This is a genomic window from Marinobacter sp. (assembly GCF_033722195.1).
Taxonomy (GTDB): domain Bacteria; phylum Pseudomonadota; class Gammaproteobacteria; order Pseudomonadales; family Oleiphilaceae; genus Marinobacter.
In genome coordinates this window covers 1-12,172 of sequence record NZ_JAWVZL010000090.1, presented here as the reverse complement: position 1 = coordinate 12,172, position 12,172 = coordinate 1, and the positions used below count along the sequence as shown (strand labels likewise).

The window sequence follows — 12,172 nt, the reverse complement described above, 5'->3', positions numbered from 1 at the left end:
GCTGACCACCACATTCATCCGGCCCGGCAATGGCCGGCCAATGGAATCCCAGGTCTTGCGGCCCATGATGATGGGCTTGCCCATGGTGGCCTGCTTGAAGTAGCGCAGGTCGCCGGGGAGGTGCCAGGGCAGTCTGTTGTTTCGGCCGATGACCCGGTTGCGGGACATGGCTACGATCAGGGCTTTTCTCACTTATAAAACCTCGTGACGTGGGCATTCACATTTCGGGGGCTGTGAGGGTGCGGGGGTGATCGTCCAAAAAACGCCTCAAGACATCCTGTGCGGCTTGGGCTCCGCTCATTTTCGGAAGGACCTACCCGCCAACCCGCCTCCCCCGAGCTCCCGGTCAAATAGCTATAGGAGCCTTGATAGCAGGATGCGGGTCATACCCCTCAAACTCGAAATCCTCCAGCTCATACTCAAAAATCGAGGCCGGCTTCCGCTTGATCACCAGTTTCGGCAGCGGCCGTGGCTCGCGCCGCAGTTGCTCGAACACGATGTCGTCGGTGAGGTGGTTCTGGTATAGGTGGCAGTCGCCAAAGGTATGCACGAACTCCCCCACCTCCAGATCACACTGCTGGGCGATCATGTGGGTCAGCAGGCTGTAGGAGGCAATGTTGAACGGCACGCCCAGGAACAGGTCGGCACTGCGCTGATAGAGCTGGCACGACAGCCGGCCGTCCGCCACATAGAACTGGAACAGGCAGTGGCAGGGCGCCAGGGCCATGCGGCCGGCTTCCACGTTAGCCTGGGGACCGATGGACTCCTCCGGCAGTTCGGCCGGGTTCCAGGCGGACACGATCAGCCGCCGGGAGTTGGGCTTGGTGCGGATCTGCTGGATCACCTCGCTGATCTGGTCCACCACATCACCGTTGGGGCACTGCCAGCTACGCCATTGCTTGCCGTAGATCGGCCCCAAATCGCCGTTGTCCAGGGCCCACTCGTTCCAGATACTGACCTTGCGCTCCTGCAGCCAGCGATTGTCGGTGGAACCACTGAGAAACCACAGCAGCTCGTAGATGATGCTGCGCAGGTGGATTTTCTTGGTGGTCACCAGCGGAAAGCCCTGCGCCAGGTCAAAGCGGATCTGCCGGCCAAACACCGACCGCGTGCCAACGCCGGTGCGGTCTCCGCGATCGTGGCCGTTGTCCACCACATCCTTCATCAGGTCCAGGTAAACCTTCATTCTGCGTTTCTCCTGTAGGCAAACACCATCATCGCCGCCCCGGCCAGGACCATCGGCAGCGAAAGCAGCTGGCCCATGGTCAGCCATCCCCAGGCCAGGTAGCCGAGCTGTGGGTCCGGCTGGCGGACGAATTCCACCAGAAACCGGAACAGGCCGTAACAGAGCAGGAACAGCCCGCTCACCGCCATCCGCGGCCGGGGTCTGGCGGAAAACCACCAGAGCACGATGAACAATACAACGCCCTCGAGGGCAAACTGATAGAGCTGGGACGGGTGCCGGGCCAGCTGATCCGGAGCCTGGGGAAACACCATGCCCCAGGGCACATCGGTGGGCTTGCCCCAGAGTTCCCCGTTGATGAAGTTGCCGATTCGCCCGGCACCAAGGCCCACCGGCACCAGCGGCGCCACGAAGTCGGCAATCTGGAAGAAGGTGCGGTCGATCTTGCGGCCGTACCACCAGAACGCCAGCAGTACCCCCAGCAGGCCACCGTGGAAGGACATGCCGCCCTCCCAGACCCGCAGCAGCCACAGTGGGTCCGCCAGGAACTGGTCGAAGTTGTAGAACAGTACGTAGCCGAAGCGACCACCGATGATCACACCCAGGGCGATGTAGAACAGCAGGTCTCCCATCTGCTCCTCGGTGATCGGGGACCAGGGCTTGCGGGCGCGGACGCGGCCCAGCCACCAACCCACCACAAAGCCCACCAGATAGGTCAGGCCGTACCAGTGGATCTTCAGGGGGCCGATGGAAATGGCGACCGGATCGAATTGAGGATGACGCAACATCAGCAGGTTCTCATGTCAGATCAGGAAACGGACACCGACCACCAGCAGGAAGACGGCGAAGCAACGCTTCAGCAGCCGGACCTTGAGGCGATGGGCCAGCTCGGCGCCAAAACGGGCGCAAATCACGCTGGTGGCGACGATACCCAGCAGCGCCGGCAGGTATACAAAACCCAGGCTGTAGGCCGGCAGCGCTTCGGCGTGCCAGCCCACCAGGACGTTGGCCAGAGCGCCCGCCACGGCAATGGGCAGACCGCAGGCGGCAGCGGTGCCGATCGCAGTCTGCATCCGCACGTTACACCAGCTCAGGTAAGGCACCGTGAGAGTGCCACCGCCGATGCCGAAAATCGCCGAGGCCCAGCCGATCCCGGCACCGGCGGCGCCGAGGCCAACAGGCCCAGGGGTCGAGCGGCCAGGTTTCGGCGCCAGTTCGAGCAACATGCGCAGGGCCACCAGAATCACGAACACACCGATCACGGTCTGCAGGACCTCACCGGCCAGCAACGAGGCGGTCCACGCCCCCACCACGGCGCCCGCCAGAATCCCTGCCAGCATGGGCCGGAACAGGTCCCATCGTACCGCCTTCTTGACGTGATGTGAGCGTATGGAGCTAAGGGAGGTGAAGATGATGGTGGCCAGGGAGGTGCCCACCGCCAGATGGGTGGCCACCTGGTCGCTGATGCCCTGAAGCCCGAAACTGATGATCAGCACCGGCACGATCACCAGACCACCGCCAATGCCGAACAGGCCAGCCAGAAATCCGGCGCAGGCACCGAGAGCCAGGTAGACCAGCACCGTAACAACCACCATCATGACCCAGTATGTCCGCGCTCAAAAAACAAGGCTGCTATCATACACAAGCCGGCAGATGATTATTACCACGCCGCCGCCCATTCAACGGAAACGCTCCATGTGTCTTATCCTTTTCGCACTCCAGCAGAACCGCCACTATCCCCTGGTGGTGGCCGCCAACCGCGATGAATTCTACCAGCGCCCCACCTGCGCCATGCACTGGTGGCCGGAGCGGGACCTGCTGGCCGGACGGGACCAACGCTCCGGCGGCACCTGGCTGGCGGTGCGGCGGGATGGCCTGGTGACGGCGGTGACCAATGTCCGGGAAGGCAGCCAGGCCGAGGCCGCCAGAAGCCGGGGCGAACTGCCGCTGCGGGCCTGCGAGCTGAACCCGGCGGACCTGGGGGAAGAGCTGGTCGAGACCGGTGGCGTCTACGGCGGCTTTAACCTGGTCCGCCTGGACGCCAGCGATGGCTGGTATTTCAGCAACCGCGACAGCCACGCCGGGCGCCATCTGCACCGGGGTCTGTACGGGCTGAGCAATCACCTGCTGCAAAGCCCCTGGCCCAAACTGATCAAGATGCGAGAGGAGCTCGGCGAGCTGCTGTCGGGCAAGCCACCGCTGACCGAGAAGCAGCTCCATGACACCCTGATCGAGCAGTTGCAGGACAGTACTCCGGCGCCGGACCATTTGCTGCCGGACACCGGCGTGGGGATCGAGACCGAGCGCTTCCTGTCGTCGCCCTTCATCCGGGGTGACGGCTACGGCACCCGGGCTACCACCATCGTGACCCGGAGCGCCGACGGCCAGGTCATGGTCTCCGAGCAGACCTGGCTGCCCCAGGGCCGGCCCGGCGAGCGCCAGACCTTCCAGTGGCAGCTGCCGGCACCGAACTGAGGTTTACTGGATGCTGTAACCGCCGTCCACGACCAGGTTTTCGCCGGTGATCATGCCGGCGCTATTGCTGGCCAGGAACAGCGCGGCCATGGCGATTTCCTCGGGTTCGGCAAAGCGCCGGGTCGGGGTCCGCATCCGCAGGTCGTTGGCACCCGCCCCCATACAGAGCTGACGGCCCATACCGGTCATCACCACAGCGGGGGAAATGACGTTGACGTTAACGCCGCGGGGTGACCACTCCAGCGCCAGCGCGCGGGTCAGGGCGATGACTCCGGCCATGCTCACGCAATAGGCTGCTTGCCGCTCCAGCGCCACCGTGCCGCCCTGACCGGCGATGTTGACAATGCGGCCATAACCGGCACGCAGCATGGACCGGGCCACGGCCTGGCACATACGGCGCACACCCGTGAGATTGGTCGCCAGCGTGCGGTCCCAGATCTCGTCGGTCATGTTCTCGGCAGAGCAAAGCTCCAGCACGCCGGCGGAATTGATCAGGATGTCGACCTTACCGAAATGCCCGAGAATCTGCTCCACCGCCGAGGCCACCGAAACCGGGTCGGTAACATCGGTCACTATCCCCAGGGCCGCGTCCTGGCCCAGAAACTCGGCCTGGGCGAGTACGTCCTCCCGGTTGTCCAGCATCGCCACCCGGACCCCCTGGCGCACGAAGCGCTGACTGATGGCGCTGCCGATACCGCCGGCCGCGCCGGTAACCACGGCCACCTGGCCGGAAAGCAGAAAACTGTACCAATCGATTGCGTGAGACATTGCAGCCACCTTTATATGTCGGGCATGCCCGTTTGTTATTGATGGGGCCTTCCTAGCGGGTTCGGCAGACAGCACCGTTACGGGCGCCCCGCGCCCGGCATTACATGCAAAACCGAATGAATTACGACAGTTTTATGACAACGGACTGATAGGGCGCGCAGAAATGGTGCATTTTTTTCCCGAACAGGCATGGCTCGCGCCCGCGGAGTCAGAAAAATGCAATGTTTCGTGGTTTGGCGGGCGTAGCCCGGCGAGGCAAGGCGGATCAACCCGCGGTTTCACCCCCGGCGGCCCGGCGTTCCCGGAGACTGCGGGACTGGACCTCGAGGATGTGACGCATGAGGGTTTCACGATCGTGATTGGGCAGGCTTTCGAAATCGGCGCGCACCCGGCAGCCACCGCTCTCCCGATTGGCGCTGACCACCCGTGCGATGGCCCGGATATGGTCACCGCCGGGATGCCACAGCAGGTCCAGCAACAGGCGCTCCCCGGGCAACAGGGTGTCTTCACTGACGAACGCCAGGCCGCCGGCGCTGAGATTGATATGGCGGCTGACCAGCCCGTCCGAGGACTGGCTGTCGTCCAGCGCCATGGTATCCATCAGGCAGTCCATCTTGTCGTTGAGCAGCCGGGCGATCCGGTGGGTGGCCGGGGCGCTTTCCGCCAGTCGGGCCAGTTCATCGTCCAGGGCCTGTTGCAGGCTGGCCAGCCGGCTCTGGAGGCTGAGCCGTGCCGACTCCGACGCCATGTCGTGGTCGCCATGCAGGCGGCGATAGCGCAGCGCCACCCGGTCGTTGACACGATAGGACTCGCGTCTGTCCTTGCCATTCCAGCGGGTGACATCAGGTTTGTGGGCGGAATCCATCTTACCGGCGACCATGGCGAACCCTCCAACGGGTTGCGTGTTGATCTCTTCAGTTTAGCCTGTTCCCGGGCGGCGAACAGGTCCACGGAGTCTGATTCGGCAACCGGCTCTGATATACTGCAGCATTGATTGATCAATTGCCGGAGGCCCGCCGCCATGGCCGATGCCCAGAACACCCCTTCGATTGCCGAGTTCGAGAAATCCCTCGACGAGCTGGAAACCCTGGTGCGGAGCCTGGAGCAGGGCGAACTCTCGCTGGAGCAATCCCTGGGGGCCTTCGAGCGCGGCGTCACCCTGACCCGTGCCTGCCAGCAGGCCCTGAAAACCGCCGAGCAGCGGGTCGAGCAGCTGATCCAGCGCGACGACGGCAGTCTCGGGACCAGGCCCTTCCAGCCAGATCCAAGTGAATGAAGGCGCCTGTCGTGACGGACACCCTGACCGCACCCACCGATTTTCTCGATCACTGCCGACGCCAGGTTGAGCAGGAGCTGGAGCACCGTCTGGCGATTGCCATGCCGGAGGCCGGGCGCCTGTGCGAGGCCATGCGGTACAGCGTGCTGGGGGGCGGCAAACGGATTCGCCCGGCGTTGTGCCTGGGGGCCGCCATGGCGATGGCCGTCCCTGGCCGGCGGGCCCTGGTGCCGGCCTGCGCGGTGGAACTGGTGCATGCCTATTCGCTGATCCACGATGACCTGCCGGCGATGGATGACGATGACCTGCGCCGGGGCCGCGCGACCACCCACATTGCCTACGACGAGGCCACCGCCATACTGGCGGGGGATGCCCTCCAGGCCCTGGCTTTCGAGTGGCTGAGCGAGGCCCCGGAGCTGACCGATCCGGTGCGCCTGCGGATGGTGCGGGAGCTGGCCCGGGCCAGCGGCTACCTGGGCATGGTGGGAGGCCAGGCCATTGACCTGGCCTCGGTGGGGCAACAGGTGTCCCTGGCTACACTGGAGCTGATGCACCGGCGCAAGACCGGCGCCCTGATCGAGGTCAGCGTGCGGCTGGGGGCGCTGGCCGCCCAGCGTCTTGACGACGATCGCCTGGAGCGCCTGCACCACTATGCCAGAGCCCTCGGGCTGGCGTTTCAGGTCCAGGACGACCTGCTGGATGTGGAGGGCGACACCTCGGTCATCGGCAAACCCCGCGGTTCCGATGTGGCGCGGGCCAAGCCCACCTACCCCGCCCTGCTGGGGGTGACCGGAGCCAGGTCCCACCTTGCCGACCTGTTGGCCGAAGCGCACCGCAGTCTCGCGGATTTCGGCCCGGAGGCGGAGCCCCTGCGCACCATTGCCGACTTCGTGGTGGCCCGCAGCCATTGAACATTGGCCGTCTTGAATGTGAAAGTGGCGTGACCAATCCCTTATACTTGGAGTCTGCGCGGCAGAAAGTGCGCCAGGCGAGACAAAGCCACTTTGAGTCCATTTGGACGATCATTTGAGGCACATAATGGTTTTATGTAACGAAAATGAGCGTTCAAAGGGGCCAAAGGGGGGAAGTCGCAGCGGTGCAACTTTCTACCGCGCAGGCTCCTGAGCAATCTTCTTTTAAACGATCAGGCCGGAACGACCCAAGCCGATGCAGGACACATATATTTTCAGGGAAATCCCGTCACAGCAGCCCCATACGCCACTGCTGGACCAGATCGACACGCCGGACCAGCTGCGCCTGCTCTCCGACCAGCAGCTGCCGCAACTGGCCCGTGAGCTGCGGGCGTTTCTGATGTGGTCCGTGGGCCAGACCGGCGGCCACTTCGGTGCCGGCCTGGGCGTACTGGAGCTGACGGTGGCGCTGCACTATGTGTTCAATACCCCGGACGACCGCCTGGTCTGGGATGTGGGCCACCAGGCCTATCCCCACAAGATCCTCACTGGCCGCCGTCACCGCATGGGCAGCATCCGCAAGAAAGATGGCCTGGCAGGCTTTCCCAAGCGCGCCGAGAGCGAGTACGACACCTTTGGTGTGGGCCACTCCAGCACCTCCATCAGCGCCGCCCTGGGCATGGCCATTGCCGCCCGCATGCAGGGCCGCAAGCGCAAGAGCATCGCGGTGATCGGCGACGGCGCCATGACCGCTGGCATGGCCTTTGAAGCGCTGAACCATGCCGGCCATCTGGACGCCGACCTGCTGGTGATTCTCAACGACAACGACATGTCCATCTCCCACAACGTGGGGGGCCTGTCCAACTACTTTGCCAAGCTCCTGGCCAGCCGCACCTACAACCAGGTCCGGGATGGTGGCAAGCGGGTGCTGCAGGGCGCCCCCAACCTGATGGCGCTGGCCCGCAAGACCGAAGAACACTTCAAGGGCATGATTGCGCCCGGCACCCTGTTCGAGGAGCTGGGCTTCAACTACATCGGCCCCATCGACGGCCATGATCTGGGCCTGCTGGTGGAGACCCTCGAGAACATCCGCGAGCTGGACGGCCCGCAGTTTCTCCATGTGGTCACCAAGAAGGGCAAGGGCCTGGCCCAGGCGGAGGCCGACCCCATCGGCTATCACGCCATCAACAAGATCGAGCCCTTGCCGCCGGTGGCCGCCGCGGAACCGGCGCCAAAGGCCAAGAAGCCCAAGTACGCCAACGTGTTTGGCCAGTGGCTCTGCGACGCCGCCGCCCGCGACGACCGGGTGGTGGGCATCACCCCCGCCATGTGCGAGGGCTCTGACCTGGTGGCTTTCAGCCGGCAGTACCCGGACCGCTATTTCGACGTGGCCATTGCCGAGCAGCACGCCGTCACGCTCGCGGCCGGCCTGGCCTGCGACGGCGCCAAACCGGTGGTGGCGATCTATTCCACCTTCCTGCAGCGGGCCTATGACCAGCTGATCCACGATGTCGCCATCCAGAACCTGGACGTGCTCTTCGCCATCGACCGGGCCGGCCTGGTGGGTGAGGACGGCCCCACCCACGCCGGCGCCTTCGACCTGGCCTACCTGCGCTGCGTACCCAATATGGTGGTGATGGCGCCCTCGGACGAGAACGAGACCCGTCTGCTGCTGCAGACCGGCCTGATGCTCCATGGCCCGGCGGCGGTACGCTACCCCCGTGGCACCGGTCCGGGCGTGGCCATCAGCGAGAACCTGGACACCCTGCCCATCGGCCGGGGCCGGCGCATACGGGAGGGCCAGACCATCGCCATCCTCAATTTCGGCAGCCTGCTGGCCTCCGCGGTGACGGCAGCCGAGGCACTGGGGGCAACGGTCGTGGACATGCGTTTCGTAAAGCCCCTGGACGAGGATCTCATCCGCGAGCTGGCGGCCAGCCATGAGCTGCTGGTGACGCTGGAGGAGAACACCATTGCCGGTGGCGCTGGCAGCGCGGTATCCGAATTCCTGAACCGGGAGGGGATTCTGGTGGCCAGCCTCAACCTGGGCCTGCCGGACCGGTTTGTCGACCATGGCAAGCACGGCGAACTGCTGGCCGAATGCGGACTGGATGCGGCGGGGATCGAGCAATCCATCAGCCAGCGCCAGGCCCGGATGAAGAGCCATCAGCCCCTCAAGGCCCTGCCCTAACCGCCCGCCTGTTCTGGCCGCTTACTGACCCAGCGCCGGCAAGCCGTGCAAGCGGCTCAGGCGCCGATGTCGTCGTCCTGGTGGGTTTCCAGCCAGTGGCCGAGCTTGCTCTGCTTGGTGTTGAGGTAATGCTCGTTGTGGGGGTTACGGCCGACGTGAATGGCTACCCGCTCGGCAACCTCGATACCCAGGGACTCCAGGGCCTTGACCTTGCGGGGGTTGTTGGTCATCAGGCGCAGGCTGCGAATGCCCAGGTGCTTGAGCATGTCGCTGCACATGCTGTAGTCGCGCAGGTCGGCGGCAAAGCCCAGGCGTTCATTGGCTTCCACGGTATCGGCGCCCTGATCCTGCAGGTTGTAGGCGCGGATCTTGTTGAGCAGGCCAATGCCACGGCCTTCCTGGCGCAGGTACATCAGGATACCGCGGCCTTCCCGGGCGATGGACCGCAACGCTTCCTCCAGCTGATAACCGCAATCACAACGCATACTGTACAGGGCATCGCCGGTAAGGCATTCCGAGTGGGTCCGCGCCAGCATGGGCTCGGGGCTGTCCAGTGCTCCCAGTGTCAGGGCCACGTGCTCCTTGCCGGTTTCGACCTCCTCGAAACCGTGCATGTCGAAGACACCAAAAGGCGTTGGCAATCGACAGGACTGGACGTAACGAACGACCACAGAATTCCCTCATATCAGATAAACTGGCCGCGCATTCTAGCAGAACCGGCTGAGCGGGCGTAGCGTGAATGCGCCCGGGTCTGGCAGCGCCAGGCGAGCGATGACGTCAGGCAAAGGTATTTTGTCTGAAAACACGATGATTTACGGTGCAACGGGAAGGACAGATCGGCGGGCTGACAGATTAAGAATCAGGATGTCTGTCCGTCACCCGCCGGTGGCGCTCATGAAACGCAGTATCTGCGGTTCCTCTTCCAGGTTGAAGTGATGCCGTTCGGGCTTCAGCGCCATGGCATCACGCAGTGCCGCCTGGATCCGGGTATCGGTGGCGGCCGGGGTCGGATCCCCCTCCCGCAGCACCGCCCGCAGATCCATGGAGTGTTCGTTGCCCAGGCACAATAGCAGCCGGCCCTCGGTGGTAACCCGCACCCGGTTGCAGTCGCCACAGAAGTTATGGCTGTGGGGCGAGATGAAGCCGAGCCGGCTGGAATGGCCGGCCACGCTGTAGTAGCGCGCCGGGCCGCCGGTATCATCGGCGATCGCGGTAAGGCTATGGCGGCGGCCGATGATCTCGCGGATTTCGGCACTGGACACAAAAGCCTCCGCCCGGCTGTGTTCGGTAATCACCCCCAGCGGCATCTCCTCGATGAAGCTCAGGTCCAGGCCCCGGTCCAGGGCGAACTCCACCAGCGGCAGGATCTCGTCGTCATTTCGGCCCCGCAGGATCACCGCATTGAGCTTGGTGCGCTGGAAACCGGCGGCCTGGGCGGCGTCGATGCCGGCCAGCACCTGGCCCAGGCGGCCGGTGCGGGTAAGCTCGCGGAAGCGTTCGGCATCGAGGCTGTCGAGGCTGATGTTGATGCGGTCCAGGCCGGCCTCCCGCAGGGGTCGGGCCAGATCCTGCAGGCGGCCACCATTGGTGGTCATGCACAGCTCCCGCAGGCCCGGCAGGCTGCGGATGGAACGCACCAGGTCCACCACCCCGGGGCGCACCAGGGGCTCGCCTCCGGTGAGGCGGATCTTGTCCACACCGCAGGCCACCAGATTGCGGGCCAGGGTGGCGATCTCCTCCAGTGACAGGATCTGGGATTTGGGCAGGAAGGTCATGTCCTCCGCCATGCAATAGACGCAGCGGAAATCACAGCGGTCCGTCACCGAGATGCGCACGTAGCTCACCCGGCGGCCGAAGTTGTCAATCAGGGGTTCGATCTGGCTCATTTCAACTGGCCCGCCAATGGCCGCTGCGGCCGCCGGTTTTCTCCAGCAGGCGCAGGCTGTCGATGGTCATGCCCCGGTCCACCGCCTTGCACATGTCGTAAAGGGTGAGCGCGGCCACCGAGGCCGCAGTCAGCGCCTCCATCTCGACACCGGTCTGCCCGCTGAGCTTGCAGCGGGTCTCGATGTGGATGCCGCAGGGGGTATCACTGGGGGACAGGTCAACCTGCACCGAACTGAGATTGAGGGCGTGACACAGGGGGATCAGATCGTGGGTCTTCTTGGCGGCCATGATGCCGGCGACCCGCGCCACCGCCAGCACGTCCCCCTTGGGGTGCTCGCCCTGGACAATCATCGCCAGGGTGGCCGGCGCCATGTGGATGTGGGCCTCGGCACGGGCCTCGCGAACGCTCTCGGCCTTGCCGGAGACATCCACCATACGGGCCGCGCCTTTGTCGTCCAGATGGGTCAGTTCGCTCACAGGCTCTCCCGGAAACTTTGTTGTTATACCATAAGCTTAACAGAGATTATGGCTGCCACCAGTGGCCAATACCAGCAATGCCCTGGCCACCTGATGAGCATGACGTTTCAAGATGGCTTTTGTCCATCCCCCCAAGGGCGTAGACCGGCATGGTTGCGGTCGCAGCCAGGGCGCTGAATTCGGACCAGCCCAGGGTGGGAGCGCCGGGGTGGCTGGGGGTGGGCCGTACCGGCCCCAGGGTGATGAAATCCGCCTCCAGGCTCCTGGCGTGGCGGATCTGTTCGGTATTGTGGCAGGACACCGCCAGCCACTGGTGGCGGTCAATGGGCCGCTGCTGCATCCGCGCCGCCTGGGCCCAGGTCAGGTGCCAGCCGGCGAAGCCCGGCTCCGGCGTGCCCGCGGCCGGTCCGTGCCACATCAGCCCGGCCCTCTGGCGACGACACACTGCCAGGGCCGCCCTCGCCAGGTCCCGGTAAGCCTGCCCTTCCAGCCAGGGCGCACGCAGAACCACCAGTTCCGGCCGGCTGCGGGCGAGCCCGGACTCCAGAAGCGCCAGGCCCTGGCCCGGGTTTTCGAAGGCGCCGGTGACGGCGTAGACGGATGGCAGCCGGAGCGCCCGGATGATGGCGCGGTTGGCGGCCGGGAACTCCTCGTCCTGCAGTTGCGCCGGCGCCAGCCAACTTACCGGCTGACCCTCCCGGCCCTCGGCCTCACCCTCGGCGGTATCGGTCTGCCAGACATCCAGGAACACGCGCTTGTCGCCATAGTCATGGCGGATGCCGATCAGCGGTTGCAACGAGGCCGGGTCCACCCGCAGCCCGGTCTCCTCCGCCAGCTCACGTACAAGGGCCTGCTGTACCGTCTCACCGGCCTCCACCTTGCCACCGGGAAATTCCAGCAGGCCACCCTGGTGGACACCGTCGGGGCGGCGGGCAATCAGCACCCGGCCGCCACGGCGCACCACAGCCACCGCGACGTGGACTTCCCTCACCCGGTCAGGTCCG

Annotated in this window: 14 protein-coding genes; 4 read left to right on the top strand and 10 right to left on the bottom strand. The window is 64.9% G+C overall.

Translation table 11 applies throughout. The features are described from left to right. The 4 genes from R3280_RS13500 to R3280_RS13485 form a co-directional block, all read right to left on the bottom strand. Positions 1–168 (bottom strand): dihydrofolate reductase (locus tag R3280_RS13500; RefSeq protein WP_413468781.1); only part of this gene is annotated, 168 nt, incomplete at its 3' end. Between the two features lie 178 nt (positions 169–346). After that, positions 347–1,186, bottom strand: coding sequence for a thymidylate synthase (locus R3280_RS13495; protein ID WP_318999134.1), 840 nt, complete (start codon positions 1,184–1,186; stop codon positions 347–349). After that, entirely contained in the window at positions 1,183–1,971 is a 789-nt protein-coding gene (gene lgt / locus R3280_RS13490) for a prolipoprotein diacylglyceryl transferase (RefSeq protein WP_318999133.1), read from the bottom strand. The genes R3280_RS13495 and lgt overlap by 4 nt, the downstream gene beginning before the upstream one ends. 15 nt (positions 1,972–1,986) lie before the next feature. Beyond that, positions 1,987–2,781, bottom strand: a complete 795-nt coding sequence (locus R3280_RS13485; RefSeq protein WP_318999132.1) for a sulfite exporter TauE/SafE family protein — start codon at positions 2,779–2,781, stop codon at positions 1,987–1,989. A gap of 97 nt (positions 2,782–2,878) precedes the next feature. Here R3280_RS13485 and R3280_RS13480 point away from each other — a divergent pair, with 97 nt between their 5' ends. Continuing rightward, positions 2,879–3,658, top strand: a complete 780-nt coding sequence (locus R3280_RS13480; RefSeq protein ID WP_318999131.1) for an NRDE family protein — start codon at positions 2,879–2,881, stop codon at positions 3,656–3,658. 3 nt (positions 3,659–3,661) lie between these two features. Here R3280_RS13480 and R3280_RS13475 read toward each other — a convergent pair whose 3' ends face one another. Both R3280_RS13475 and R3280_RS13470 read right to left on the bottom strand, forming a co-directional pair. Then, positions 3,662–4,426, bottom strand: a complete 765-nt coding sequence (locus R3280_RS13475) for a GolD/DthD family dehydrogenase (protein ID WP_318999130.1) — start codon at positions 4,424–4,426, stop codon at positions 3,662–3,664. Between the two features lie 265 nt (positions 4,427–4,691). Then, a complete protein-coding gene (locus R3280_RS13470; RefSeq protein ID WP_318999129.1) occupies positions 4,692–5,306 on the bottom strand; it encodes a PilZ domain-containing protein in 615 nt (204 codons plus the stop codon). A 141-nt stretch (positions 5,307–5,447) separates the two neighbouring features. On the opposite strand from R3280_RS13470, the gene R3280_RS13465 reads away from it, so the two are divergent. The 3 genes from R3280_RS13465 (at position 5,448) to dxs (ending at position 8,804) form a co-directional block, all read left to right on the top strand. Continuing rightward, entirely contained in the window at positions 5,448–5,702 is a 255-nt protein-coding gene (locus R3280_RS13465; protein ID WP_318999128.1) for an exodeoxyribonuclease VII small subunit, read from the top strand. Positions 5,703–5,713: 11 nt separating this feature from the next. Continuing rightward, entirely contained in the window at positions 5,714–6,613 is a 900-nt protein-coding gene (locus tag R3280_RS13460; protein WP_413468780.1) for a polyprenyl synthetase family protein, read from the top strand. Between the two features lie 256 nt (positions 6,614–6,869). Then, entirely contained in the window at positions 6,870–8,804 is a 1,935-nt protein-coding gene (gene dxs / locus R3280_RS13455) for a 1-deoxy-D-xylulose-5-phosphate synthase (RefSeq protein WP_318999126.1), read from the top strand. Between the two features lie 56 nt (positions 8,805–8,860). On the opposite strand, the gene ribA is transcribed toward dxs, so the two are convergent. From ribA to R3280_RS13435, 4 genes are all read right to left on the bottom strand, one after another. Next, the gene (ribA, locus tag R3280_RS13450) at positions 8,861–9,475 is read right to left on the bottom strand and encodes a GTP cyclohydrolase II (RefSeq protein WP_318999125.1); all 615 of its coding nucleotides are present in this window, start codon (positions 9,473–9,475) and stop codon (positions 8,861–8,863) included. Between the two features lie 204 nt (positions 9,476–9,679). Next, the gene (gene moaA, locus R3280_RS13445; RefSeq protein WP_318999124.1) at positions 9,680–10,690 is read right to left on the bottom strand and encodes a GTP 3',8-cyclase MoaA; all 1,011 of its coding nucleotides are present in this window, start codon (positions 10,688–10,690) and stop codon (positions 9,680–9,682) included. 1 nt (position 10,691) lies between these two features. After that, positions 10,692–11,168, bottom strand: a complete 477-nt coding sequence (gene moaC, locus R3280_RS13440) for a cyclic pyranopterin monophosphate synthase MoaC (protein WP_318999123.1) — start codon at positions 11,166–11,168, stop codon at positions 10,692–10,694. Between the two features lie 46 nt (positions 11,169–11,214). Then, on the bottom strand, positions 11,215–12,159 hold the full coding sequence (locus R3280_RS13435; protein WP_318999136.1) for a Nudix family hydrolase: 945 nt from the start codon (positions 12,157–12,159) through the stop codon (positions 11,215–11,217). Between the last annotated feature and the right edge of the window lie 13 nt (positions 12,160–12,172).

Excerpts from the sequence above, each read along its gene's own strand:
- R3280_RS13495 (WP_318999134.1), bottom strand. The coding sequence starts at position 1,186 with ATGAAGGTTTACCTGGACCTGATGAAGGATGTGGTGGACAACGGCCAC.
- lgt (WP_318999133.1), bottom strand. The coding sequence starts at position 1,971 with ATGTTGCGTCATCCTCAATTCGATCCGGTCGCCATTTCCATCGGCCCC.
- R3280_RS13485 (WP_318999132.1), bottom strand. The coding sequence starts at position 2,781 with ATGATGGTGGTTGTTACGGTGCTGGTCTACCTGGCTCTCGGTGCCTGC.
- R3280_RS13480 (WP_318999131.1), top strand. The coding sequence starts at position 2,879 with ATGTGTCTTATCCTTTTCGCACTCCAGCAGAACCGCCACTATCCCCTG.
- R3280_RS13475 (WP_318999130.1), bottom strand. The coding sequence starts at position 4,426 with ATGTCTCACGCAATCGATTGGTACAGTTTTCTGCTTTCCGGCCAGGTG.
- R3280_RS13470 (WP_318999129.1), bottom strand. The coding sequence starts at position 5,306 with ATGGTCGCCGGTAAGATGGATTCCGCCCACAAACCTGATGTCACCCGC.
- R3280_RS13465 (WP_318999128.1), top strand. The coding sequence starts at position 5,448 with ATGGCCGATGCCCAGAACACCCCTTCGATTGCCGAGTTCGAGAAATCC.
- dxs (WP_318999126.1), top strand. The coding sequence starts at position 6,870 with ATGCAGGACACATATATTTTCAGGGAAATCCCGTCACAGCAGCCCCAT.
- moaA (WP_318999124.1), bottom strand. The coding sequence starts at position 10,690 with ATGAGCCAGATCGAACCCCTGATTGACAACTTCGGCCGCCGGGTGAGC.